The organism is Enterobacter sp. Sphag1F (assembly GCF_014193275.1).
Taxonomy (GTDB): domain Bacteria; phylum Pseudomonadota; class Gammaproteobacteria; order Enterobacterales; family Enterobacteriaceae; genus Pantoea; species Pantoea symbiotica.
This window is the reverse complement of record NZ_JACHZD010000001.1, coordinates 220,759-244,934: the sequence shown is the minus strand read 5'-3', so window position 1 is coordinate 244,934 and position 24,176 is coordinate 220,759. Positions and strand designations below refer to the sequence as shown.

The window sequence follows — 24,176 nt, the reverse complement described above, 5'->3', positions numbered from 1 at the left end:
AATGGCCTCGGATTATTCCTTGTCTTCCATTACACGTACGCCGATTTTCACGATTTGATTGTCTTCTTTTTCTGCCACCGTCCAGGTTAACTGGTTCCATTCCACCTGATCGCCAACCACCGGCGTACTGCCCAGCAAACTCATCACCAGCTGTCCTAGCGACTGCTGATCGTTGGTTTGTTCATCCAACTCCAGCCCGTAAATTTGCGCCACATCTTTCAAACGTGCCTCGGCATCGAGGATAAAGTCGCCGAAGAAGCGTTGATCCAGCGAGACGGGCGGCGATTGGCTGAACATTTTACCCAATGCGGGGAGATCGCGTTCCCGGCCAATCACACACAGCACATCGCCTTCCTTCAGACGCGTGTTGCCGTTGGGATGCATCAACACGTTGTCACGGAATAGAGCGGCGATGCGGGTTTCACGTGGCATCTGCAAATCACGCAGTGCCGCGCCGACGCACCACTTGTCTGCGCCCAGTTGGTAGATGAATTGCTCCCACGGATTTTCTGGATGGATATCCAGTCCAACCCGGCTAATCGGCGAGGCGGTTGGCGGCACCACTACTTTGGCGCGTTTGGCGGCATAGCCCAGCGACGTACCTTGCAGCATCAGCGATACCAGCACTACAAAGAAGGCGATGTTGAAGTAGAGCTTGGCGTTTTCCAGTCCGGCCATCATCGGGAAGACGGCGAGGATGATTGGCACCGCGCCTCGCAAGCCCACCCAACTGATGAAGATACGTTCGCGTCCGGTGAAGCCCTTGAAAGGCAACAGGCCAACCAGAATCGATAGTGGGCGTGCGACCAGAATCAACCACAGTGACAGAATCATTGCCGGCACCGCGATGTGCCATAAATCGGACGGCGTCACCAGCAAACCCAGCACAATAAACATGCCGATTTGGCTCAGCCATGCCATGCCATCAAAGGTTTGCAAAATACCGTGGCGGTTGCGAATCGGGCTGTTGCCCAGCAGGAAGCCGCACAGATACACCGCCAGAATGCCGCTGCCTTCCATAACCGTGGTCAGCGCAAACACGATGATGCCGCCGCTCACCGCCAGCAGCGGATATAAACCCTGCGCGAGATTGATGCGGTTTATCAACTGCTGCAGCGCCCAGCCGCCGCCAAGGCCTAATACGATGCCGAGACCAAACTGCTGCACCAGATGCACTACGAACATCCAGCTCAGGCCGGACTGGCCTTGCTGGATCATGTCGATCAGCGTGATGGTGAGAAACACCGCCATCGGGTCGTTGCTGCCAGATTCAATCTCCAGCGTGGAGCTGACACGTTCGTTGAGGCCTTTATCACCCAACAGCGAGAATACTGCGGCGGCATCGGTGGAACCGATAATCGCGCCAATCAGGAAGCCCTGCATCAGGTCGAGTTTAAACAACCAGGCAGCGGCTACGCCGGTTAAACCTGCGGTGATCATCACGCCGACGGTCGCCAGCGATAGCGCCGGGCCGAGCGCCACTTTTAGCGAGGTCGCTTTGGTGCGCATACCGCCATCGAGCAAGATGATGGCTAAAGCCAGGTTTGAGACCAGATAGGCAACCGGATAGTTATCAAACGCGATGCCACCAATGCCATCAATGCCGGCCAACATGCCGAGCGCGAGGAAGATCACCAGAATCGGAATGCCAAGGCGCGAGGAAAAGGAACTGAGTAAAATACTTGCTGCTACCAGCACGGACCCAATAATAAACACACTGTAAATCATGCTGGTATTCAACGGCGTTCTCCTGCGGCGGGGCAAAAAAGACAAACTGCGGGGGATTCACACAGACAAGGTGAAAAGATAATGCCTTATCAATAGCTTGTCAGCGCTTAATTGCACATTTTTTCATTCTGTGGGGGCATATCCCATATACAGCTAAATTTGTATGAAAAAACAACAAGAAATGGCGGGAAGTGAGCGGGGCTGCTGCAAAGAAAAAGCCGGTCAGTGACCGGCTTATAGACTTAGGCTTCTGCAGCCTGCTTGTGGAAAAGTTCTCTAAATACTGGATAGATGTCTTCTGGCTCGCGAATATGTTGGATTGCGAAGTTATCAAACATCGCCTGCAGATGCTCATACTCGCGCCACAAGGTCTGATGCGCGCGGCGCGTGATTTCGATGTAGCTGTAATAACGCACAACCGGCAGAATATGCTTGGCTAAAATCTCGTGGCAGAGCGGTGAATCATCGGCCCAGTTATCACCATCCGACGCTTGCGCCGCATAGATGTTCCACTGCGACGGGTCATAACGCTCTTTAACCACTTCATCCATCAACTTCAATGCACTGGAGACAATGGTGCCGCCGGTTTCCTGCGAGTAGAAGAACTCCTGTTCGTCGACCTCTTTCGCCTGAGTGTGATGACGAATGTAAACCACGTCGACGTTCTTATAAGTACGGCTCAGAAACAGATACAGCAGAATATAGAAACGCTTCGCCATATCTTTGGTGGCCTGATCCATCGAACCTGATACGTCCATCAGGCAGAACATTACGGCCTGGCTGGAGGGTTCTGGCCGCTTCTCGAAGTTTTTATAGCGCAGATCAAAGGTATCGATAAACGGCACGCGATCGATGCGCGCGCGCAGCTCGGCGATCTCTTTCCGTAAACGCTCCTCTTCCAGTAACTGCGCCGGTTCGCTGTTTTCCACTTCGGTTAGCGTGGCTTCCAGCTCGTTTAACATGCGGCGTTTACCCGCCGTCATCGCTGTGCGACGCGCCAATGAGTTTTGTAGCGAACGCACCACGCTGATGTTTGCTGGCGTACCGTTTGCGGTGTAGCCTGCGCGGTGGGTTTTGTACTCGTTTAACTGACGATGCTGATTCTTACGCAGGTTCGGCAACGCCAAATCTTCGAACAGCAAATCAAGATATTCATCTTTAGAGATTTGGAAGACGAACTCATCCTGGCCTTCACCGTCCTGACTGGCATTGCCCTGGCCGCTACCACCGCCGCCGCCACCACCTTGCGGGCGTTCAATGCGATCGTTTTGCACGAAATGGTCGTTCCCAGGATGAACGCGATGGCGACTGCCGCCACGGCCCTGATGGAAACTCGGCTCATTGATATCGTCAATTGGAATCGAGACCGATTCGCCGCTCTCGACATCGGTCACCGAACGCTTATTGATGGCCTCGGAGATCGATTGCTTGATTTGCGCCTTATAACGGCGCAGAAAGCGCTGCCGATTGACGGCGCTTTTATTCTTACCGTTGAGACGCCGATCGATAAAATAGGCCATAAAAATCCCCCAAACTGCATTGCAAGCTTAGGCCGGGAAAACCCGGCCTCCTGTTACAGCACCGAAGCACTGCGACGCTTACAGATAACGATTATGAAGATTTACGCACGCGCAGATACCACTCGCACAGCAGGCGAACTTGCTTGCGGGTATAGCCTTTTTCCATCATGCGATCGACAAAATCATCGTGTTTTTTCTGCTCGTCCGTTGAGGTTTTGGTATTGAACGAAATCACCGGCAGCAACTCTTCGGTGTTCGAGAACATTTTCTTCTCGATAACCGTGCGCAGTTTTTCGTAGCTGGTCCAGTTCGGATTGCGTCCACTATTCTGCGCGCGGGCACGCAGCACAAAGTTGACAATCTCGTTACGGAAATCTTTCGGGTTACTGATCCCGGCAGGTTTCTCGATCTTTTCCAGCTCGGCGTTCAGCGATTCGCGGTCAAACAGCTGTCCGGTGTCAGGATCGCGGTACTCTTGATCCTGGATCCAGAAATCAGCGTAGGTGACGTAGCGATCAAAGATGTTCTGACCGTATTCAGAGTAGGACTCCAGATACGCGGTCTGAATCTCTTTACCAATGAACTCGGCGTATTTCGGAATCAGGTAGCCTTTCAGGTGCTCCAGATACTTCTCAGCTTGATCCTGTGGGAATTGCTCGCGCTCAATTTGCTGCTCCAGTACGTAGAACAGGTGCACCGGGTTGGCCGCCACTTCGGCATGGTCGAAGTTGAACACGCGCGACAGGATTTTAAACGCGAAGCGGGTTGAAAGGCCATTCATGCCCTCATCTACGCCCGCGTAATCGTGATACTCCTGCCAGGATTTGGCTTTTGGATCGGTATCTTTCAGGCTCTCGCCATCATAAACGCGCATTTTTGAGTAGATGCTGGAGTTTTCCGGCTCTTTCAAACGCGACAAAATGGAGAAGCGGGCCAGCGTTTCCAGCGTACCCGGCGCACATGGCGCAGTGGTCAACTCACTGTGATCTAACAGTTTGTTGTAGATCTTGATCTCTTCGGAAACGCGTAAGCAGTAAGGCACTTTGACGATGTAAACACGGTCAAGGAACGCCTCATTGTTTTTGTTATTACGGAAGGTGACCCATTCTGATTCGTTGGAGTGCGCCAGAATGATGCCGTTGAACGGCAGGGCAGAAATCCCTTCAGTACCGTTGTAGTTACCTTCCTGGGTAGCGGTCAACAGCGGATGCAGCACTTTAATCGGTGCTTTGAACATCTCGACGAATTCCATCACGCCCTGGTTCGCACGGCACAAAGCACCTGAATAGCCGTAAGCATCAGGATCGTTTTGTGCGTGATTTTCCAGTTTGCGGATATCGACTTTACCAACCAACGCAGAGATGTCCTGGTTGTTCTCATCACCCGGTTCTGTTTTGGCAATCGCCACCTGTTCCAGAATCGACGGCCACACTTTCACCACTTTGAAACGGGTAATATCGCCGCCAAACTCGTGCAGACGTTTTGCCGCCCAAGGCGACATGATGGTGCCAAGGTAGCGCCGCGGCACGCCATACTCTTTTTCCAGAATATTGGCGTCTTCCTGCGGGTTAAACAGGCAGAGTGGATGATCGTTTACCGGGCTGCGTTCGCCGTCGGCACTCAGCACATAAATCGGCACACGCTGCATTAGCGCTTTCAGGCGCTCCGCCAGCGAGGATTTACCGCCGCCCACCGGGCCCAGTAAGTAAAGGATCTGTTTCTTCTCTTCCAAACCCTGCGCGGCGTGTTTCAGATAGGAGACGATTTGCTCAATCGCTTCCTCCATACCGTAAAACTCTTCGAAGGCAGGGTAGCGTCCCATGACGCGGTTGGAGAAGATGCGGGAAAGGCGTGGCTCTTGCGCAGTGTCAACCATCACCGGCTCACCGATGGCCATTAATAGTCGCTCTGCAGCGTTGGCGTATGCACTGCGATCCTGTTTACAGATGGCGAGGAATTCCTGCAATGAGAACTCTTCATCCTTGGCAGCTTCATAACGCTGACGATAGTGATCGAATATATTCATAGCGATGCCCGTCCTTTCGTTTTTAGCACAGGTAAAGGAGCGTAATAAAAGTTTGTAGCAGCTCCCGGAAGATATTCTTTATTGAGTACAGCAACCCTTATGCCAACCTGACGTTTTTTAATCGGGGTACACAATTCTTATGGTTACTCTGCTCGTACAAAAAAGTCTCGTCTTACATTTAACTGTAGAAGGCATTCAGAAAACCTGCAGCCACTTTTCTCCTTATTCAGCGATATATCAATAACAAAGTCTCATAAGCACCGAGGCAATCAACCTAAGCAGCGAGAGCGTTGCAGCCACTGAGATTATTTCCCTGTGCTGGTTAGAGAGCATCATTAAACGTTAACCGATAGCAAAAATTTGGTTAGACTCTGCGTGTGATTGTTATATTAATGGACTGATTAAATTGTGAACCAATTCAAACTTAAAGCGCTTGCTCTGGCTGTTCCTTGTTATTTTGCGGCGTTCGGCACTCATGCAGAACCCTTATCTCTCGGCGCTTCGGTCATTTACGCGCAGTCACCTTATCGGGGCGGGCAAGACCGCTATCTGCCGATTCCGGTGATTAATTATGAAGGTGAAAACTTCTGGTTCCGCAGCCTGCAAGGCGGCTATTACCTGTGGAAAGACCCACAGAATCAGCTGTCGCTGACCGTGCTGGGATCGCCGCAGGAGTACGACCCGAAAGACAACGATTTGGGTGATATGAAAGCGCTGGATAAGCGCCGTATGACGCTGATGGCCGGCGCCAACTATCGTCATGTGGCGGATTGGGGCATCGTGCGCACCACATTGCTGGGTGATGTGCTCAATAACAGCAACGGCATGATGTGGGACCTCACCTATTTATATCGCTTTAATTTCGGTGCTTTCAGCCTGACGCCGGGCATTGGTGCGCTATGGAACAGCGCCAATCAGAACCGTTATTACTACGGTGTTTCCTCGCATGAAAGTGCGCGTACTGGCATCGCTGAGTACCATCCTGACGACAGCTGGTCACCGTATGTTGAGATGAACGCCAGTTACCAAATCACAGAAAACTGGAACGCCAGCTTGTCAGGTCGCTATACGCGCTTCGACAGCGAAATCAAAGATAGCCCGATGGTCAATAAGAGTGGGCAGTACACACTCTGGACCGGCATCAGTTACAGCTTCTGATGATGAAATAAGCGCCTCGTAATGAGGCGTTTTTCTTACATTGCACCAATCTCGAGCCCCAATTTAGAGCAACAGGAGGAGTAATGAAGACCATTCAATTTCACGGTGAATTAGCTTTACCCGCCATCGGCCAGGGAACCTGGTATATGGGCGAGAATTCAGCGCTACGCAGCCAGGAAGTGGCGGCACTGCAGGCGGGCTTAGATCTCGGCCTCAAGGTTATCGACACCGCTGAGATGTATGCAGAAGGCGGCGCTGAAGAGGTGGTTGGGGAAGCGTTACGCGGACGTCGCGATCAAGCCTGGCTGGTATCGAAGGTCTATCCATGGAATGCCGGAGAAGTTGACGCTATTGAAGCTTGCGAACGCAGTCTGCGCCGTCTACAAACCGATTACCTCGATCTTTATCTGTTGCACTGGCGGGGCAATGTGCCCTTAGAAGAAACCATCCGCGCGATGGAATCTTTGCAGCAGCAGGGCAAAATTCGCCATTGGGGCGTCTCTAACTTTGACCACGACGATATGCTGGAACTGTGGCATGAGTCTGGCGGCAAGGCGTGTTTAACTAATCAGGTGCTGTACCACTTAGCGTCGCGTGGGATCGAGTTCGATTTACTGCCGCAATGTCAGCAGCGCGAGATGCCCATTATGGCCTATTGTCCTTTGGCTCAGGCTGGGCGACTGCGACAGGCGCTGTTTGACGATTCGCATCTTCAACAGATTGCACAACAGAAGGGCATTAGCGTGGCGCAAGTGATGCTGGCCTGGGTGATACGTCAGCAGGGCATTTTAGCCATTCCAAAAGCCAGCAGCGTTGCACATGTGCAGCAAAACGCTGCGGCGCTTAGCATCAATCTAACGGATGAAGAGCTGAGCATCATCGATCGGGCATTTCCTGCGCCACTGAATAAAACTGCATTGGATGTGGTTTAGCGGCGCAACAGCGCCGCATCTTATTACTTTTTAACAATACGAATCGTGGTGCCCAAACGCGCAGGGGATTCGCCCGCGCTTTTTAACGGCTTGCTAATGCGTGCCGTTTCGACGCACACCATGGTTTTATAGCCTTCATTTGGCATATCACCCATGCTGCATGACAATTCAGGACCTGGGTTCCACGTGACAACGTCACTTTGGTAGTGGTGATAGACTTCGATCTGTCGTTTGCCGGCTTTATCGTGAATCACGCTGCAGTCATCTGCTGCGGTGTGAATGCGATCCACGCGATTAAGATAGGTCTGTTTGCCGTCTGATGCGCCAACCGTATTATCGTTAACCTTATCGATAAAGCTATTACCCAATCCGCTCACTTCGATCTGCGCGATATCTGCAATCTGGAAGTAGCTGTGCAACGCCGCCGTGGCTTCATAATCGCCGTAGGCTTCCAGCTCAATTTCACAATGTTCAGCAATACGGAAACGAGCGAGCAGGGTGAAGTCGTGTGGCCACAGCTTTTTAGTTTGTGCATTGCTTTCCAGCGTAAAAGTCAGCAATACCGCATCTTCATTTTCGTCATGGGCGGTCAATGTCCACGGCATGTTACGTGCAAAACCGTGTGCAGGTTCACCTGCCGGACCAAACCACGGCCAGCAGATAGGCACGCCGCCGCGAATTGCTTTGCCCGTGGTAAACGGCGTCTTTTCACTGAGCCAAATCACCGGCTGCTGGCCGCTAGGCTGCCATGAGAGCAGATGTGCGCCTTGCAGGGCAATCGCCGCACGTACTTTGGGATGGCTGATCACCACAATCGGCAAATCACCCAGCTGACGCTGTGACAGATAAGGGGTGATTTGATTCACTACCGGAAGGGTATAAAGCGTATCTTGCATGGTCAGACCTTCTCTTTATCCAGTCGAAAAAAAGGGGCGACCGAAGTCACCCCTTGTCTATTTAGCCGGTTAGCTTATTTAGAAGCAACCAGAGCAATCAGATCCAGAACTTTGTGTGAGTAACCAGTTTCGTTATCGTACCAGGAAACAAGTTTCACGAAGTTGTCGTTCAGAGCGATACCTGCTTTAGCATCGAACACTGAAGTCAGGGTTTCGCCGTTGAAGTCGGTAGAAACCACGTCGTCTTCGATGTAGCCCAGAACGCCTTTCATTTTGCCTTCTGACTCAGCTTTAATCACTGCACAAATTTCTTTGTAGGTCGCTGGTTTTTCCAGACGAACAGTCAGGTCAACAACAGACACGTTTGGAGTAGGAACACGGAACGCCATACCGGTCAGTTTACCGTTCAGCTCTGGCAGAACAACGCCAACTGCTTTAGCTGCACCGGTGGAAGATGGGATGATGTTCTGCGCTGCGCCACGACCGCCGCGCCAGTCTTTGTGAGACGGGCCATCAACGGTTTTCTGGGTTGCGGTAGTTGCGTGCACGGTGGTCATCAGACCTTCAACGATACCGAAGTTGTCGTTGATAACTTTAGCCAGTGGAGCCAGGCAGTTAGTGGTGCAAGACGCGTTAGAAACGATGTCCTGGCCAGCATATTTGTCAAAGTTAGCGCCACGTACGAACATTGGGGTGCTGTCTTTAGAAGGACCAGTCAGAACCACTTTCTTCGCGCCAGCGGTGATGTGTTTACGTGCAGTTTCGTCGGTCAGGAAGATACCGGTCGCTTCAGCAACAACGTCAACACCCACTTCGTCCCACTTCAGGTTAGCCGGGTCTTTCTCAGCGGTAACACGGATTTTCTTACCGTTAACAATCAGTGCACCATCTTTCACTTCTACAGTGCCGTCAAAACGACCGTGAGTAGAGTCATACTTCAGCATGTATGCCATGTAATCGGCGTCGAGCAGATCGTTGATCGCGACGATTTCGATGTCAGAACGCTGCTGCGCAGCACGGAAAACGATGCGACCGATACGGCCAAAACCGTTAATACCTACTTTGATAGTCATATATTCCACCAGCTATTTGTTAGTGAATAAAAGGTTGGCTGTAAAATTACAAAAACCTTACCAGGCGTCAAGCGGAATCGTGTCAATTGTTGCGACAGGTCAATTCCAACACCAGGAATAATTCGTTGCGCAATCGCTTACGCAGTACCCTTATTGCGCGCCTATGTTACGCCGAATGCGGGCTGAAAAGGGATGACTTTTGCAAAGGGTGACCGCCATCACAAAATCGTGCTGTGGAAGAGATGTCGGATGCGTTAGCACGAAAAAAGACCCGATAGATGTTGTACGTTTGTTAGAATACTAGTCGATTTTTTCAGAATGACACTCCGGAACTCAAAATGGCTAAAGACACCGCACCCGACGCAAAAATTGCGCAGCTTTCCGAAATGCAGCGCTATGTCACTCAGCATCGTGGAACGGAGCCCCCTTTCTCGGGCGCCTTGCTGCACAATAAGCAGGAAGGGATTTACCACTGCTTAGTTTGTAACTCGCCGCTGTTTCTCTCCGAAACCAAATATGATTCAGGCTGTGGCTGGCCAAGTTTCTATCAGCCTTTCAGTGACGAAGCTATCCGCTATCTGGAAGATGATTCACACGGCATGCATCGGGTTGAGATTCGTTGTGGCAACTGTGACGCGCATTTGGGGCATGTGTTCCCGGATGGCCCACAGCCAAGCGGCGAGCGCTATTGCGTGAACTCCGCTTCGCTAAACTTCACTGATGAGCAGGGCAATCAGCAAGAGGGCTAAGCATGAAACAGGAACTGGAAGCGATGCTGGAGGCGATGACGCCGGAAGTCTACGAGCGACTCTCCACGGCGGTTGAAATCGGTAAATGGCCGGATGGCGTTGCGCTGACGCCAGAGCAGAAAGAGAATTGCCTGCAGCTGGTGATGTTGTGGCAGGCTCGCCACAATGACGAACCGCAACATATGACCATCAGCAAAGGTGGCGATATGGTGATGAAATCGAAGAAACAGCTGAAAGAAGAGTTCGGCATTGAGCCCGATGTCACGCGCATCAACCTGCACTAAAAAGCCAAAGGGCTGGTTCTCATCAGCCCTTTATTTTCAGATTAATACCGCACCTTGTGCTGCCATCTGCTCGAAAGCAATTTCACTGTCATCCGGATTCAGGTTTACGCCACGGCAGCCTTCTTTAACCACCTCCACGTTGTAACCCAACTCCAGCGCATCCAGCACGCTGTATTTGACGCAGTAATCGGTGGCAATACCCAACATCACTAAATCGCTAATGCCGCGCTCGCGCAGCCAGCTGTCGAGTTCTGTCTTGCGGCGATGGCCGTTATCGAAGAAGGCGCTGTAGCTATCCACCTCAACATCGCCGCCTTTATGGAACACGGCATCAATCAGAGAGCGATCGAGATCGGGGTGGAAATCCGCCCCGACAGAGTTCTCAATACCGTGATCCGGCCACCAGATTTGCGCTAAACCGTTTAATTCGCCCAGCGTGTAAACCGGCTCGCCGGAGATTGAGGCGAAGCTGCCGTGATTGGCTGGATGCCAGTCTTGCAATGCCACCACACATTCGCCCCGATCGTGAAACTCACGCGCAAATCGATTGGCGACGGCAACCGTTTGGTCACCATCACGCACCGCCATTGGGCCGCCGGGGCAAAAATCGTTCTGAATATCGATAATTATCAATGCCCGCTTCATTGGTTTCGCTCCGTATCAATCTTCGGTCAGTTCGCCGCGTAAATTCTGCTGCATTTTGGCACGAATTTCCGCGCTGGTAAGGTTCTGACTCAATAAAAAATGCAGTTTGGTTAATGTCGCTTCAACGGTGAGATCAAAACCGCTGATTACGCCCGCATGCTCCAGCGCATTGCCGGTGGCATAGCCGCCCATATTCACTTTGCCGGACATACACTGCGTCAGATTCACCACCACAATGCCGCGATCGCTGGCCTGCTGCAGTTCCGATAGGAACTCGGCGTTTTGCGGCGCGTTGCCGACGCCGTAAGAGCGCAGGATCAACGCTTTCACCGGTTGGCGCAGGAAGTTACCCACCACGTCGGCAGAGATACCCGGATAAATCGTCACCACGCCAATCGGCTGCGGTGTGATCGGATGCACAATCAGCTCGCCATGACCTTGCGGTGCGGGCGGCGTATTCAGCCGGCGGATATGAATGCCTGCTTCCAGCAATGGCGCCAGGTTTGGCGACGCGAAAGCATTAAAGCCGTCAGCATGTGCTTTAGTGGTACGGTTGCCGCGGAATAGCGTGTTGTTGAAAAACAGAGCGACTTCATTGATTGGATAATTGGCTGCCACGTACAGCGAGTTCAGCAAGTTTTGCTGACCATCAGAGCGCAATTCTGCCAGGGGAATTTGCGAGCCGGTGACAATCACTGGCTTGGCGAGGTTCTCCAGCATAAAGGAGAGCGCCGAAGCGGTGAAGGCCATGGTGTCGGTACCATGCAAAATCACAAAGCCATCGTAGCGATCGTAGTTTTGCTTAATATCGTTCGCAATCGATTGCCAATCCTGCGGCGTCATGTCCGAGGAATCCATCAGCGGCTGATATTCATGGATAGTAAAAGCTGGCATTTCAGGCCGATGGAATTCGGGCATGTTTGCCAGCTGCTGCTGCAGATGACCCGAGACCGGAATGTAGCCCTGCGCAGAGCGCTGCATCCCGATGGTGCCGCCGGTGTAGGCTACGTAGATATTTTTCTTTTGCATGAAGGAACTCAGACTTGCCGTAAAACGCGCAGTATAAGGGGATTGCGAACGAAAAGCAGCCCGACCAGCGGCCGGGCTGTAAAGATTAGCGTACGTTGCCGCAGTTCAGGCAGAAAGCGTAGCGATTTTGCGGATCGTTAAGGTTATTCAGTAAGCCAGGTTGTTGCTTCATTGCGCTCATCACGTCCAGCATTGGCGCAGGCAGCCAGACTTTCAGCGCTGCCGGCAACACCGCCTGAACCGATGCGTTCATCTGATTCAGCAGCAGATCGATCATGCCCGGATCATCCTGATACCAGCTCAACTCCGGCTTGGCGACTTTCGCCAGCTCAGCGGCTTTTGCTACGGCATCGTCAAAGTCACCCAACGCATCGACCAGACCATTGGCTTTCGCATCGCTACCGGTCCAGACGTGACCCTGCGCAATCGCATTGATTTCGTCAGGCGTTTTGTGACGCGAGGTCGCCACCAGGCCCACGAAGTTACGATAGCCGTTCTCAATGGTCAGCTGCATCAGCTGCTGCACTTCAGTTGGCAGCGCTTTGGTGGTGGCGACGTCCGCCAGCGGCGATGTAGCCACACCGTCGGTATGCACACCTACCGAACTCAGACTGTTTTCAACGGTGTTAATCACGCCAAAGATACCGATTGAACCGGTCAGCGTGCTGGGTGCCGCCACGATGTAATCAGCAGGCGTTGAAATCCAGTAGCCACCGGATGCTGCCATGCCGCCCATCGAAACCACCACCGGTTTACCCGCATCGTGAGCTGCAGCCAGTTCTTCACGGATCGCTTCCGACGCAGTGACGCTGCCGCCTGGGCTGTTGACACGTAACACAATGGCTTTGATTTTCGGATCCAGACGCGCATCGCGAATTTGCGACGCCGTGGTATCACCGCCGACGTTTCCGGCGCTCTCTTCACCGTCCATAATCGCACCGCTGGCGAGGATTACCGCAATATTGCCATCCTGACTCTGCGGCGGCTGTTTAACGGTGTAATCGTAGATACTGACGCTGCGGTAATCGTTATTTGCCTTGTCCCAGCCGAAAGTTTTCACCAGTTGCTGATCGGCGGCCGCACGCGTATCCAGCACATCCACCAATTTATTGTTCAGTGCATATTTCGCCGTATCGCCTTGCACCGCTTGCAGGCCACTAATGATGCCGGCTGCGCCAGGGAACAGCTGTTCTGGGGTGATCTGACGATTAGCCGCCACGGTATTCAGGTAGTTTTGCCACAGTTGGCCAATCCAGCGTCCGTCGGCGTCGCGCGCTTCCGGTGACATATCGTCACGCAGGAATGGCTCAACCGCAGATTTGTAAGTGCCTACGCGGAACACATGCGAGTTCACTTTCAACTTATCCAGTAAAGACTTGTAGTACAGACCATTGGTGGCGAAGCCGTGCAGGTCAACCGTGCCCTGCGGTGAGAGATACACTTTGTTGGCATAGCTGGCGATGTAGTATTGCGCCTGGCTGTAGCTGTCGCCGACCGCGTAAATAGGTTTGCCGGCGTCACGGAATTCGCGCAACGCTTTACCCACATATTGCAGCGAAGGTTGATCGCCACCAGCAAAGTCACGCAGTTCCAGCACGATGCCAGTGATGTTTTTATCGGTTTTGGCCTGGCGTATCGCGTCAACGACGTCAAACAGGGAATTCTCCTGCAGGCGATCGCTGTTGGCGCCTAACAGTTGACGGCTGATACGACTCAAACGATTGCTGACGGAAGGTTTATCGACCAGCACACCGCTCAGATCGATTTTCAGCGCCCCCTGCTGCACAGGTTCACTGCTATTGGAACTGGAAACCTGCAGCCAAATCCCGACGCCCGCCAGGATCAACACAATAAGAAATAAATTAAGGATAAATTCCCGAATAAAATTCAGTACCAGCCAGGTCCAGCGGAACAGGCCGGAAATAATTCGCCACAAAGTGCGCATAAACTCTCCATATTCACGTAGCACGGCAGCCAGCACGTGGTCTGCCCCGATGTCGGGTTCATCCTAAAGAGCGGCGTGCGAAAAGTCAGCATGAAATCGAGCCAGACTGTTACAAAAGATCGCGCTGTGCCAGGATTAGCCCACGCTTTTTATTCACGGGAGAAGAATAATGGATGCATTGGATTTATTAGTTAATCGCCGCTCGGCGTCACGTCTGGCAGAACCGGCTCCGGCGGGGGAAGCGTTGCAAAATATTCTACACGCCGCGATGCGCGCACCCGATCACGGCACATTACAGCCCTGGCGTTTCATTATTGTCGAAAATGAAGGGCGCGAGCGTTTTGCTAACTTGCTGGAACAAGCCGCGCGAGACAGCAACCTTGAGCAGAAGGCGATCGACAAAGCAGCTTCCGCGCCTTTTCGCGCGCCGATGATCATCACCGTGGTGGCGCATTGTGAAGAGAACGCCAAAGTGCCTCATTGGGAACAGCTGGCGTCTGCAAGCTGTGCGGTGATGGCGATGCAAATGGCAGCCGTGGCGCAAGGTTTCAACGGCATCTGGCGCAGCGGACCCTGGACCGATAATCCGTCCGTGCGCGAAGCCTTTGGCTGCCGCGAGCAGGATGCAATTGTCGGTTTCCTCTATCTCGGCACGCCGCAGCTGAAAGCCAACACCACCGTGGTGGCGCCGGACACCGCGCAGTTTGTCAGTTATTTCTGACAGACAGCGGCGGCCATTTACGGCAGGTTAGGCGCCGTTGCAGAGATTGCACAAAGCCTGTGCGAAAGATCGAGGTTAGGTCGTGCAGCACTTACTCCCAACTGACAGCCAGGCTAACATAGCGCCTTCTGTTCATCGCATAAGGAAGTCGCCATGAGTGAACCTCTTCGTTTAACGCAATACAGCCACGGCGCGGGTTGCGGGTGCAAAATTTCGCCGCAGGTTTTGGAAACCATTCTGCGCAGTGAGCTCAGCCCGTTTCACGATCCGCAACTGCTGGTGGGGAATGAAACGCGTGATGACGCCGCGGTATACGATCTCGGGAACGGCACTGCGGTGGTAAGCACTACCGATTTCTTTATGCCGATCGTTGACGATCCTTTCACCTTTGGTCGTATCGCCGCCACTAACGCCATCAGCGATATTTATGCCATGGGCGGGAAACCGATAATGGCGATCGCTATTTTAGGCTGGCCGGTGAACGTACTGAGTCCGGAAGTGGCGCAGCAGGTGGTCGAAGGCGGACGTGCTGCTTGTCAGGCGGCGGGAATTGCGCTGGCGGGCGGGCACTCGATTGATGCGCCAGAGCCGATCTTCGGTCTGGCCGTGACCGGTATCGTCGATGTAGCGCGAGTGAAAAAGAACAGCGCGGCGCAGGCCGGCTGTCAGCTCTTCCTCACCAAACCGTTAGGCATTGGCATTCTCACCACAGCCGAGAAAAAAGGCCTGCTGCGACCTGAACATCAGTCGCTGGCGGCTGATGTGATGTGCCAGCTGAATAAAGCCGGAGCGGAATTTGCCAAACTGGCGGGCGTCAGCGCAATGACCGATGTCACCGGTTTTGGCTTACTCGGCCATTTGAGTGAAATCTGCCACGGTTCCGGATTGCGTGCTGAAGTGATTGCGTCGCAGGTACCGCGCCTGGAGGGCGTTGATGACTATATCGCTGCGGGAGCGGTGCCTGGCGGTACCAGCCGCAACTTTGCCAGTTATGGCGAGCAGGTTTCCCCGCTTGATGACGCCACCCGCGCGCTACTGTGCGATCCACAAACCTCCGGTGGATTGCTGGTGGCGGTTCAACCCAGCGCTATTGATGCGTTCCAGCGCTGTGCCTCTGCTGCTGGCGTACAAGCAACGTCGATTGGCGAACTGTTTGCCGCCGAAGCCGATCGTCCACTGATTACCGTAGTTACCTGACGTTAAGGAACGACGCCATCCATGCGTTTGTTTATTGCCGAAAAACCCAGCTTAGCGCGTGCGATTGCCGACGTGTTGCCGAAACCGCATCGACGTGGAGACGGCTATATTGCCTGCGGAAATGACCAGGTTGTGACCTGGTGTGTTGGGCACCTGCTCGAGCAGGCGCAGCCCGACAGTTACGACAGCCGCTATGCGCGCTGGAATCTGGCTGATTTACCAATTATTCCGGAAAAATGGCGCTTGCAGCCGCGTCCTTCCGTGGCGAAGCAGTTAAAAGTGATTGAAGGCCTGCTGCAACAAGCCAGCGCGGTGGTGCATGCGGGTGACCCCGATCGTGAAGGTCAACTGCTGGTGGATGAGGTGCTGGATTACCTGCAGCTCGCGCCAGAGAAACGCAAAACGGTGCAGCGCTGCCTGATTAACGATCTCAATCCCTCGGCGGTTGAGCGCGCGGTTGGGCGTTTGCGCGAGAACCGCGAATTTATTCCGCTGTGCGTGTCAGCGTTAGCGCGTGCGCGCGCTGATTGGCTGTATGGCATCAATATGACCCGCGCTTTTACCCTGCTGGGGCGTAACGCCGGGTACGATGGCGTGCTGTCGGTTGGCCGCGTGCAGACGCCGGTGCTTGGTCTGGTGGTGCGTCGCGATGAAGAGATCGAAAACTTTATCCCGAAGGACTATTTCGAAGTTAAAGCGCACATCGTCACGCCAAAAGAGGAGCGTTTTGTCGCGACATGGGTACCAAGCGATGCTTGCGAGCCGTGGCAGGATGAAGAGGGCCGCTTGCTGCATCGTCCGCTGGCGGATCACGTGCTTGAGCGCATTAACGGTAAGCCCGCGCTGGTCACCGGCTATAACGACAAACGCGAGTCGGATACCGCGCCGCTGCCATTCTCGCTTTCTGGCCTGCAGATAGAAGCCGGCAAACGCTTTGGCCTCAGCGCGCAGAACGTACTCGATTGTTGTCAGCGGTTGTACGAAACCCACAAGTTGATCACCTATCCGCGTTCCGACAGCCGCTATCTACCCGATGAACACTTTGCCGGACGCCATGCGGTATTGAATGCCATTCAGGCGCATCAGCCCAATCTGACGCCGCCAGCAGATTTCAATCCCGATCAGAAGAACCGCTGTTGGGACGATAAAAAGGTCGATGCGCACCACGCCATCATTCCTACCGCGCGTGCCAGTAAGGTCAATCTGACCGAAAATGAAGCCAATATTTACGGCCTGATTGCCCGCCAATATCTGATGCAGTTTTGCCCGGATGCGGTGTTCCGCAAATGCGTGATTGACCTCGATATCGGCGGCGGTAAATTTATCGCCAAAGCGCGCTTTCTAGCCGAAGCCGGCTGGCGTGCGCTGCTCGGCAGCAAAGAGCGTGACGAGGAGAACGACGGTACGCCGCTGCCGGTGGTCGCCAAAGGCGATGAGCTGCTGTGCGAGCGTGGCGAAGTGCTGGCGAAGCAGACGCAGCCGCCGCGTCCGTTTACCGATGCGACACTGTTATCTGCGATGACGGGCATCGCCCGCTTTGTGCAGGATAAAGAATTAAAGAAAGTGCTGCGTGCAACCGATGGTTTAGGTACGGAAGCGACGCGTGCGGGCATTATCGAATTGCTGTTCCGCCGCACTTTTCTGGTGAAAAAAGGCCGCTATATTCATTCGACGGATGCAGGCAGGGCGTTGATCCATGCGCTGCCAGAAATGGCCGCCCGGCCGGATATGACCGCGCAGTGGGAATCAACGCTGACCCGAATTAGTGAGAAATCTTGTCGCTATGATGAGTTTATGCAGCCTCTGGTCAGCACCTTGATTGGGCTGATTGGTGAAGCACGCCAGCGACCGTCGTTACAGGCCTTTCGCGGATTGACTGCGCCTGGGCCCAAAAAGAGAGCCAAGCCAAAAACGGCTCGTCGCAAAACCAAGGAGACAGAGTGATGCGTTATGCAATGATGTTGCTGGGCGGATTATTGTTATGCAGCACCTCGGCGCTGGCCAACCGCCAGCCGGAAAATAATCGTACGGGTAATACCGATGTGGTGGTGGATCTGCCACCCGAAGTCTGGACGCAAGGGCAAAATAATCGTCAGAGCAACTGCATGCAGTGCTGTACCTATGAGAACCGCAGTTATTCTGAAGGCGCGGTGGTTAAAGCAGAAGGCGTGTTATTGCAGTGCGGCAGGGATGAGAAGGTATTAGGCACCAATCCGCTTATCTGGAAAATCATCAAATAAAAGCGCGTGGCGTATGACGCCACGCTGCTTCATCACAACTTAAACGTCGACCAAACTGGGGCGTGATCCGACGGTTTTTCCATGCTGCGGATATCGTAATCAATGCCACTCTCAATACAGCGCGAGGCGAGCGGCTGGCTCGCCAGCAGCAGATCGATACGCAGACCACGATTGTCATCGAAGCCTTTCGAGCGGTAATCAAACCATGAGAAACGATCGTTGGTTTCCGGGAACTTATCGCGCCAGGTATCAACCAAACCCCACTGCAGCAAGCGATCCATCCACTCCCGCTCTTCAGGCAGGAACGAGCACTTGCCGGTGCGCAGCCAGCGTTTACGATTATCTTCACCAATGCCGATGTCAAAATCAGTGCTGCTGATATTCATGTCACCCATGATCAACACCGGTTTATCCACGGCCAACTGCTGCTCAAGATAGCTTTGCAGATCGCGATAAAACTTCTCTTTCGCTGGGAACTTGGTGGGATGGTCGCGGCTTTCACCCTGCGGGAAATAACCGTTGATAACCGTGATATCGCCAATTGGACTCGGGATTTCCGCCATGATTATACGGCGCTGAGCATCTTCATCATCGCCGGGAAAACCGCGCGAGACGATGACGGGCTCAGCTTTGGTCAGCAGCGCGACGCCGTAATGACCTTTCTGTCCGTGATAAAACACGTGATAACCCAGTTTGCTGACGTCCTCAAGCGGGAACATATCGTCATGAACTTTGGTTTCCTGCAAGCCGATGACATCAGGTTGATGCTGTTCAACCAGCGCGGCTAATTGATGAGGACGCGCACGCAAGCCGTTGATGTTGAAAGAGACAAATTTCATTTCGCTGCCATTTTTATCCGCAAAAGTATGGCGCGATGGTAACGAGTTTTTGGGCAAAAGTCATGGTGTGAATCAGGAGGTTACAACGATTAAAACAAGTGGGAAAAACAGGAGAATGGTAATGATGGTGGTGGGAGAAGGATTCGAACCTTCGAAGTCTGTGACGGCAGATTTACAGTCTGCTCCCTTTGGCCGCTCGGGAATCCCACCGGGGATATTACGTATTGTGGCTTCAAGCAGAGACGATTCAGATGGTGGTGGGAGAAGGATTCGAACCTTCGAAGTCTGTGACGGCAGATTTACAGTCTGCTCCCTTTGGCCGCTCGGGAATCCCACCACTGGCCTGAATCATTGCGTCTTAAAGCGGGGCGCATCATAACAAATGCGCTCAGCCTGTAAAGCGCCGTCACTGAAAATAAAAACTGTTTGCCCACTTTTTACGCGTGGCGCTGAAGAGTTGTGCAGTTCAGCGCCAAAGTGGTTAAAGAATGATCGTGCGGTTACCGTAAACGAATACGCGCTGGCCTAACACTTTGTACAGCGCGCGGCTCAACACATTCTTCTCAACGTCGCGTCCTGCACGCATCATCTCTTCTGCGGTGTAGCTGTGATCGACGTTGATCACGTCCTGCATGATGATTGGGCCTTCATCGAGGTTATCGTTCACGTAGTGCGCGGTAGCGCCAATGATTTTTACGCCACGCTCATAAGCCTGATGATAAGGACGCGCGCCAATGAACGCCGGCAAGAAGGAGTGGTGAATATTGATGATCTGATTTGGATAACGTTGCACGAAGGCGGGCGTCAACACGCGCATATATTTCGCCAGCACCACGTAATCAGGCTGATAACGGTCAATTTCGTCCGCCATGCGGTTATCGTGCTCTTCACGCGTGTGGCCTTCGTGGCTCACCAACACAAACGGAATATCAAAACGTTCCACCAATGAGCGCAGCGTTTCGTGGTTACCAATGACTGCCGCAATCTCCATATCCAGACCGCCAAATGCGCTTTTCATCAGCAGATCGCCAAGGCAATGCGCCTCTTTGGTCACCAGAATCACCACACGACGACGACCGGCACTTTGCAGTTCACGCACAGAACCCACTGGCAGCGCGCTATCGAGATCGGCCAGCAAGGTGTTGTCGTTGAAAATGCCTTCCAGCTCGGTGCGCATAAAAAAGCGTCCGGTACGGTGATCAACAAACTCATTGTTCTGCACAATGTTGAGTTCGTGCTTGTAGCAAATGTTGGTGATCTTGGCGATCAAACCTTTCGCATCAGGGCAAATGGTTCGTAAAACTTTTCGTTGGATGGTTTGCGCTTGCATCTCGATCAGAGTCCTGTCAAAGCGATGAATGGTAAAGCCGTTGTGAATACCCGTCATACTTTGCGCTGCAGCTGCGTTGGCTGCGCATGCTCACCCCAGTCACTTACTTTTGTAAGCTCCTGGGAATTCACATACTTGCCGCCTTGCTGCAACTCAAATTATTTAGGGTCTATCTGTCCAGATTAACCACAACATTTTTTGTATTTTTTATCGGCGCCACAAGGACAGCGATCGTTACGTCCCAACTCAGGCGTTGTTCCGTCGACATAGTACCAGCGTTGATCCTCGCGAAGAAAGCGCGAACATTCATAGATGGCTGAAGTGCGGCCTTTTTCGAGGTAACGCGCAAAAAACGTCACGAAGGCTTCATTCTCGTGGCTTCCATGATTACAACGAGTTACATTCAAGCCCAGCCATTCAGTACCGCTAAAACTTTCGGATAATAACGTCTCGAGGTCAGCCACGCGTTTACTGGAGTGCCAGGTTTTTGCCAGCCACGCAGCATCTTTCACGACGTAGGCGGTATAGCGTGAGCGCATTAATTGCTCCGCGCTGGACGGGTTCGCTTGGCCATTCAGAAAGGGTTGGCAACATAGGCTATACTCCTTTCCGCTGCAGCAAGGGCACTTTTCAGACACGTCATCTCCTGGAAGTGATTAAAGTAAATTAAAGCGTGCGCTATGGTAGCCGACTGTCAGGCGTGATGCTACGTACCATGCCAATCATGAGGTGAGATGAGAAAAGTCAGGATCGGGCTGGCACTGGGCTCAGGTGCTGCCAAAGGTTGGTCGCACATCGGCGTGATCAATGCGCTGGAACGCGCGGGGATTGAAATCGATGTGGTGGCGGGTTGTTCTGTTGGCGCGTTGGTCGGTTCGGCTTACGTGAATGGACGGCTGGGCGTGATGGAAAAATGGGTGAGCGCATTCCGTTACTGGGACGTCATCCGACTGATGGATCTCTCGTGGCAGCGCGGCGGTCTACTGCGCGGCGATCGGGTGTTTAGTCATATTCGCCAGCTGATTCCTAATGATCTGATCGATGAGTGCGACAAGCCGTTTGGCGTGGTGGCAACCAATCTAAGTACCGGACGTGAAGTGTGGTTAACCGAGGGCGATTTGCATCAAGCTGTGCGTGCGTCCTGTAGTATGCCAGGCTTATTACCACCCATCGCTTACAATGGATATTGGTTGGTGGACGGTGCGGTGGTGAATCCTGTACCGATCTCATTAACCCGCGCATTAGGTGCTGACATCGTTATCGCAGTGGATTTACAGCATGACGCGCACCTGATGCAGCAAGATCTATTGTCAGTCACGCCGCAAAGCGGTGAAGAGGCGGCGGCAGTTGAAGCGCTGAGCTGGGGAAAAAAACTGCGTCAACGCCTGATTGGCCTGACGCAACGCCGTGCTAATCAAACGCCGGGTGCGATGGAGATTATGTCGACATCCATCCAGGTTCTGGAAAATCGCCTGAAACGTAACCGCATGGCGGGCGATCCGCCGGATGTGCTGATTCAGCCGTTTTGTCCACAAATTTCCACACTGGACTTCCATCGTGCAGAAGAAGCCATCGCGGCTGGCAAGGCCGCCGTTGAGAAAAAAATGGATGAACTATTACCGCTGGTCCGTGGCAGATAGTCAGGTTGTTCATTCACAGGTGTTGCTACTTCAGCCAATTCTGAAAGGCGCAACTGCATTTTATGAACCACTATTGAATTATCTGGTACGCAGGGGGAGAGAATGGAAAAACCGCTAATCGGCAAAAAGATACTCATTGTCGAAGATGAGGTCGTTTTCCGTTCATTGATAGACAATTTATTAACCAACTTAGGCGCCAGTACGCTTGAGGCGGGAGATGGCGTTGATGGCTTAACACTGTTGTCGGCGCAGTCAGTGGATTTGGTCATTTGCGATCTTGAAATGCCGCGTATGGGCGGTATCCCGTTCGTTGAGCGTCTTCGCACGCGCGGCAACAATGTGCCCATTCTGATTATCTCCGCCACACAAAATATGGCGGATATCGCCCATGTGTTGCGTTTGGGCGTGCAGGATGTGCTGCTCAAACCGCTCAAAAATCTTGAACGTTTCCGTGAAGCGGTGTTTGAGTGTCTCTATCCCTCAATGTTTACCTCCAAAGTGGAGGAGGATGAGCAGCTATTTCAGGATTGGGATGCGCTGGTCAGCGATCCGCTGGCGGCCTCTAAATTACTTAAACAGCTTCAGCCGCCGGTACAGCAAACCATCGCCAATTGCCGAATCAATTACCGCCAGCTCACCATGGCGGAACAGCCGGGCTTAGTGCTGGATATCGCGGCGCTGTCTGATAACGATTTGGCATTCTATTGCCTTGATGTGACACGCGCTGGCGATAATGGCGTGTTAGCCGCGCTGTTACTGCGCGCGCTGTTTAATGGCTTGCTGCAGGAGCAACTCTCCGGCCAGAAGCAGCGATTGCCTGAATTAAATGGGTTGCTACGGCAGGTCAACATGCTGTTGCGGCAAGCCAATCTCAGCGGTCAGTTCCCGTTGCTGGTGGGCTATTACCACCGCCAGTTGAAAAATCTGATCCTGGTTTCAGCAGGACTTAACGCCACATTGCATATCAATACTCATCAAATCCAACTCAGTAATGGTGTGCCACTTGGTACTATGGGCAGCACCCATCTCAATCAAATCAGTCAACGTGCCGACGCCTGGCAGTGCCATATTTGGGGCGCTGGGGGCAGGCTACGTTTGATGCTATCAGCTGAAGAATGACCAGTCGGATTTAAATTTTCCACGGGTTGAAGACAGGACCAGGGGCAAGCTTTACACTTGGGTAATAGTCCTAAATTCCGTGGATTAACTTCTTCCAGGATAAATCCACCTGATAGTAACTGATATACTCATTTCGTTTTTAAACCGACATATCAAGTATTAACTTGAACGGCCTATTAAGAGAGGTATTTTGATGTCTGCCTATAAGACTAAAGTTAAAAAAGCGGTAATCCCAGTTGCAGGCCTCGGCACGCGTATGCTGCCTGCGACCAAAGCTATTCCAAAAGAGATGTTACCGCTGGTCGATAAGCCGTTGATCCAGTATGTCGTGAATGAGTGCATTGCAGCAGGCATTAACGAGATTGTGCTGGTTACACACTCTTCTAAAAACGCCATCGAAAACCACTTTGATACCAGTTTTGAGCTGGAATCTATGCTGGAAAAACGTGTTAAGCGTCAGCTGCTGGATGAAATCCAGTCAATCTGCCCTCCACACGTCACCATCATGCAGGTTCGTCAGGGTATCGCGAAAGGTCTGGGCCACGCAGTAATGTGTGCACATCCGCTGATTGGTGATGAGCCATTCGCCGTAATCCTGCCCGACGTAATCATCGATGAATACGAATCTGACCCAACCAAAGACAACCTGGCAGAGATGCTGGCGCGCTACGAAGAGAGCGGCCGCAGCCAGATCATGGTTGAGCCAGTTGCGGATGTAACCGCTTACGGTGTGGTTGACTGCCAGGGTGCTGATCTCTCTGCAGGTCAGAGCGCGCCAATGGTTGGCGTGGTTGAGAAGCCTAAAGCTTCTGAAGCCCCATCAAACCTGGCCGTTGTTGGTCGTTACGTGTTGTCTGCTGAAATCTGGCCACTGCTGGCGAAAACACCTCCAGGTGCAGGTGGCGAAGTTCAGCTGACTGATTCCATTGCGATGCTGATGGAAAAAGAGACCGTTGAAGCGTATCACCTGAACGGTGTTAGCCATGACTGCGGTAACAAGCTGGGTTACATGCAAGCGTTTGTTGAGTACGGCGTTCGCCATCCAGTCCTGGGTAAAGATTTCACTCAGTGGCTCGAAGGCGCGGTAGGCAACAAAAAGTAACTC

General features: G+C 52.8%; 22 protein-coding genes and 2 tRNA genes. 11 read left to right on the top strand and 13 right to left on the bottom strand.

Annotated features, from left to right (window positions below):
• Window positions 1-12: 12 nt before the first annotated feature.
• The 3 genes from FHW71_RS01100 to yeaG form a co-directional block, all read right to left on the bottom strand.
• A complete protein-coding gene (locus FHW71_RS01100) occupies window positions 13-1,740 on the bottom strand; it encodes a potassium/proton antiporter (RefSeq protein WP_008110366.1) in 1,728 nt (575 codons plus the stop codon).
• A 230-nt stretch (window positions 1,741-1,970) separates the two neighbouring features.
• Window positions 1,971-3,248, bottom strand: coding sequence for a YeaH/YhbH family protein (locus FHW71_RS01095; RefSeq protein WP_179450661.1), 1,278 nt, complete (start codon window positions 3,246-3,248; stop codon window positions 1,971-1,973).
• Between the two features lie 91 nt (window positions 3,249-3,339).
• The gene (gene yeaG / locus FHW71_RS01090) at window positions 3,340-5,274 is read right to left on the bottom strand and encodes a protein kinase YeaG (protein WP_008110364.1); all 1,935 of its coding nucleotides are present in this window, start codon (window positions 5,272-5,274) and stop codon (window positions 3,340-3,342) included.
• Between the two features lie 408 nt (window positions 5,275-5,682).
• Here yeaG and FHW71_RS01085 point away from each other — a divergent pair, with 408 nt between their 5' ends.
• Window positions 5,683-6,432, top strand: a complete 750-nt coding sequence (locus tag FHW71_RS01085) for a MipA/OmpV family protein (RefSeq protein WP_179450663.1) — start codon at window positions 5,683-5,685, stop codon at window positions 6,430-6,432.
• 83 nt (window positions 6,433-6,515) lie between these two features.
• Window positions 6,516-7,364 (top strand): aldo/keto reductase, encoded by an 849-nt coding sequence (locus FHW71_RS01080; protein ID WP_179450664.1) that lies wholly within the window; start codon window positions 6,516-6,518, stop codon window positions 7,362-7,364.
• Between the two features lie 23 nt (window positions 7,365-7,387).
• On the opposite strand, the gene FHW71_RS01075 is transcribed toward FHW71_RS01080, so the two are convergent.
• Both FHW71_RS01075 and gapA read right to left on the bottom strand, forming a co-directional pair.
• A complete protein-coding gene (locus tag FHW71_RS01075) occupies window positions 7,388-8,260 on the bottom strand; it encodes a D-hexose-6-phosphate mutarotase (protein WP_179450665.1) in 873 nt (290 codons plus the stop codon).
• A gap of 74 nt (window positions 8,261-8,334) precedes the next feature.
• Window positions 8,335-9,333: a glyceraldehyde-3-phosphate dehydrogenase gene (gene gapA, locus FHW71_RS01070; RefSeq protein WP_007889697.1), complete on the bottom strand. Its 999-nt coding sequence runs from the start codon at window positions 9,331-9,333 to the stop codon at window positions 8,335-8,337.
• A 338-nt stretch (window positions 9,334-9,671) separates the two neighbouring features.
• Between gapA and msrB the strand changes: the two genes are divergently transcribed.
• Both msrB and FHW71_RS01060 read left to right on the top strand, forming a co-directional pair.
• Window positions 9,672-10,082: a peptide-methionine (R)-S-oxide reductase MsrB gene (msrB, locus tag FHW71_RS01065; RefSeq protein ID WP_008110360.1), complete on the top strand. Its 411-nt coding sequence runs from the start codon at window positions 9,672-9,674 to the stop codon at window positions 10,080-10,082.
• Window positions 10,083-10,084: 2 nt separating this feature from the next.
• Entirely contained in the window at window positions 10,085-10,366 is a 282-nt protein-coding gene (locus tag FHW71_RS01060; protein WP_008110357.1) for a DUF1315 family protein, read from the top strand.
• Between the two features lie 36 nt (window positions 10,367-10,402).
• On the opposite strand, the gene pncA is transcribed toward FHW71_RS01060, so the two are convergent.
• From pncA to sppA, 3 genes are all read right to left on the bottom strand, one after another.
• A complete protein-coding gene (pncA, locus tag FHW71_RS01055) occupies window positions 10,403-11,011 on the bottom strand; it encodes a bifunctional nicotinamidase/pyrazinamidase (protein WP_154156339.1) in 609 nt (202 codons plus the stop codon).
• A gap of 15 nt (window positions 11,012-11,026) precedes the next feature.
• Window positions 11,027-12,040: an asparaginase gene (gene ansA, locus FHW71_RS01050; protein ID WP_008110353.1), complete on the bottom strand. Its 1,014-nt coding sequence runs from the start codon at window positions 12,038-12,040 to the stop codon at window positions 11,027-11,029.
• An 85-nt stretch (window positions 12,041-12,125) separates the two neighbouring features.
• Entirely contained in the window at window positions 12,126-13,985 is a 1,860-nt protein-coding gene (gene sppA / locus FHW71_RS01045) for a signal peptide peptidase SppA (protein WP_179450666.1), read from the bottom strand.
• A 169-nt stretch (window positions 13,986-14,154) separates the two neighbouring features.
• On the opposite strand from sppA, the gene FHW71_RS01040 reads away from it, so the two are divergent.
• The 4 genes from FHW71_RS01040 to FHW71_RS01025 all read left to right on the top strand — a co-directional run bounded on the left by FHW71_RS01040 (window position 14,155) and on the right by FHW71_RS01025 (window position 18,143).
• The gene (locus FHW71_RS01040) at window positions 14,155-14,706 is read left to right on the top strand and encodes an NAD(P)H nitroreductase (RefSeq protein ID WP_179450667.1); all 552 of its coding nucleotides are present in this window, start codon (window positions 14,155-14,157) and stop codon (window positions 14,704-14,706) included.
• A 153-nt stretch (window positions 14,707-14,859) separates the two neighbouring features.
• Window positions 14,860-15,903 carry a selenide, water dikinase SelD gene (gene selD, locus FHW71_RS01035; RefSeq protein ID WP_179450668.1) on the top strand — a complete coding sequence of 348 codons (1,044 nt, stop codon included), beginning with the start codon at window positions 14,860-14,862 and terminating at the stop codon, window positions 15,901-15,903.
• A gap of 21 nt (window positions 15,904-15,924) precedes the next feature.
• Window positions 15,925-17,847, top strand: a complete 1,923-nt coding sequence (locus FHW71_RS01030) for a DNA topoisomerase III (protein ID WP_061718760.1) — start codon at window positions 15,925-15,927, stop codon at window positions 17,845-17,847.
• On the top strand, window positions 17,847-18,143 hold the full coding sequence (locus FHW71_RS01025) for a YnjH family protein (protein ID WP_008110345.1): 297 nt from the start codon (window positions 17,847-17,849) through the stop codon (window positions 18,141-18,143). The genes FHW71_RS01030 and FHW71_RS01025 overlap by 1 nt, the downstream gene beginning before the upstream one ends.
• A 32-nt stretch (window positions 18,144-18,175) precedes the next feature.
• Here the strand turns inward: FHW71_RS01025 and xthA are convergent, their stop codons facing one another.
• The 5 genes from xthA to FHW71_RS01000 form a co-directional block, all read right to left on the bottom strand.
• Window positions 18,176-18,982, bottom strand: coding sequence for an exodeoxyribonuclease III (xthA, locus tag FHW71_RS01020; protein WP_179450669.1), 807 nt, complete (start codon window positions 18,980-18,982; stop codon window positions 18,176-18,178).
• Between the two features lie 125 nt (window positions 18,983-19,107).
• A tRNA-Tyr gene (locus FHW71_RS01015) sits at window positions 19,108-19,192 on the bottom strand.
• Between the two features lie 42 nt (window positions 19,193-19,234).
• Window positions 19,235-19,319: transfer RNA gene (locus FHW71_RS01010), tRNA-Tyr, on the bottom strand.
• Between the two features lie 144 nt (window positions 19,320-19,463).
• A complete protein-coding gene (gene purU / locus FHW71_RS01005) occupies window positions 19,464-20,312 on the bottom strand; it encodes a formyltetrahydrofolate deformylase (protein WP_036648946.1) in 849 nt (282 codons plus the stop codon).
• A 182-nt stretch (window positions 20,313-20,494) separates the two neighbouring features.
• Window positions 20,495-20,950, bottom strand: coding sequence for a YchJ family metal-binding protein (locus FHW71_RS01000; RefSeq protein ID WP_179450671.1), 456 nt, complete (start codon window positions 20,948-20,950; stop codon window positions 20,495-20,497).
• Window positions 20,951-21,046: 96 nt separating this feature from the next.
• Between FHW71_RS01000 and rssA the strand changes: the two genes are divergently transcribed.
• The 3 genes from rssA (at window position 21,047) to galU (ending at window position 24,173) form a co-directional block, all read left to right on the top strand.
• On the top strand, window positions 21,047-21,952 hold the full coding sequence (gene rssA, locus FHW71_RS00995; protein WP_008106599.1) for a patatin-like phospholipase RssA: 906 nt from the start codon (window positions 21,047-21,049) through the stop codon (window positions 21,950-21,952).
• 102 nt (window positions 21,953-22,054) lie between these two features.
• Window positions 22,055-23,071 (top strand): two-component system response regulator RssB, encoded by a 1,017-nt coding sequence (gene rssB / locus FHW71_RS00990; RefSeq protein ID WP_179450673.1) that lies wholly within the window; start codon window positions 22,055-22,057, stop codon window positions 23,069-23,071.
• A 193-nt stretch (window positions 23,072-23,264) separates the two neighbouring features.
• A complete protein-coding gene (gene galU, locus FHW71_RS00985) occupies window positions 23,265-24,173 on the top strand; it encodes a UTP--glucose-1-phosphate uridylyltransferase GalU (protein ID WP_008106595.1) in 909 nt (302 codons plus the stop codon).
• Window positions 24,174-24,176: the final 3 nt, after the last annotated feature.

Excerpts from the sequence above, each read along its gene's own strand:
- selD (WP_179450668.1), top strand. The coding sequence starts at position 14,860 with ATGAGTGAACCTCTTCGTTTAACGCAATACAGCCACGGCGCGGGTTGC.
- FHW71_RS01060 (WP_008110357.1), top strand. The coding sequence starts at position 10,085 with ATGAAACAGGAACTGGAAGCGATGCTGGAGGCGATGACGCCGGAAGTC.
- gapA (WP_007889697.1), bottom strand. The coding sequence starts at position 9,333 with ATGACTATCAAAGTAGGTATTAACGGTTTTGGCCGTATCGGTCGCATC.
- sppA (WP_179450666.1), bottom strand. The coding sequence starts at position 13,985 with ATGCGCACTTTGTGGCGAATTATTTCCGGCCTGTTCCGCTGGACCTGG.
- purU (WP_036648946.1), bottom strand. The coding sequence starts at position 20,312 with ATGCAAGCGCAAACCATCCAACGAAAAGTTTTACGAACCATTTGCCCT.
- rssB (WP_179450673.1), top strand. The coding sequence starts at position 22,055 with ATGGAAAAACCGCTAATCGGCAAAAAGATACTCATTGTCGAAGATGAG.
- FHW71_RS01040 (WP_179450667.1), top strand. The coding sequence starts at position 14,155 with ATGGATGCATTGGATTTATTAGTTAATCGCCGCTCGGCGTCACGTCTG.
- FHW71_RS01080 (WP_179450664.1), top strand. The coding sequence starts at position 6,516 with ATGAAGACCATTCAATTTCACGGTGAATTAGCTTTACCCGCCATCGGC.
- xthA (WP_179450669.1), bottom strand. The coding sequence starts at position 18,982 with ATGAAATTTGTCTCTTTCAACATCAACGGCTTGCGTGCGCGTCCTCAT.
- msrB (WP_008110360.1), top strand. The coding sequence starts at position 9,672 with ATGGCTAAAGACACCGCACCCGACGCAAAAATTGCGCAGCTTTCCGAA.
- galU (WP_008106595.1), top strand. The coding sequence starts at position 23,265 with ATGTCTGCCTATAAGACTAAAGTTAAAAAAGCGGTAATCCCAGTTGCA.
- FHW71_RS01025 (WP_008110345.1), top strand. The coding sequence starts at position 17,847 with ATGCGTTATGCAATGATGTTGCTGGGCGGATTATTGTTATGCAGCACC.
- yeaG (WP_008110364.1), bottom strand. The coding sequence starts at position 5,274 with ATGAATATATTCGATCACTATCGTCAGCGTTATGAAGCTGCCAAGGAT.
- pncA (WP_154156339.1), bottom strand. The coding sequence starts at position 11,011 with ATGAAGCGGGCATTGATAATTATCGATATTCAGAACGATTTTTGCCCC.
- FHW71_RS01030 (WP_061718760.1), top strand. The coding sequence starts at position 15,925 with ATGCGTTTGTTTATTGCCGAAAAACCCAGCTTAGCGCGTGCGATTGCC.
- FHW71_RS01075 (WP_179450665.1), bottom strand. The coding sequence starts at position 8,260 with ATGCAAGATACGCTTTATACCCTTCCGGTAGTGAATCAAATCACCCCT.
- rssA (WP_008106599.1), top strand. The coding sequence starts at position 21,047 with ATGAGAAAAGTCAGGATCGGGCTGGCACTGGGCTCAGGTGCTGCCAAA.
- ansA (WP_008110353.1), bottom strand. The coding sequence starts at position 12,040 with ATGCAAAAGAAAAATATCTACGTAGCCTACACCGGCGGCACCATCGGG.
- FHW71_RS01095 (WP_179450661.1), bottom strand. The coding sequence starts at position 3,248 with ATGGCCTATTTTATCGATCGGCGTCTCAACGGTAAGAATAAAAGCGCC.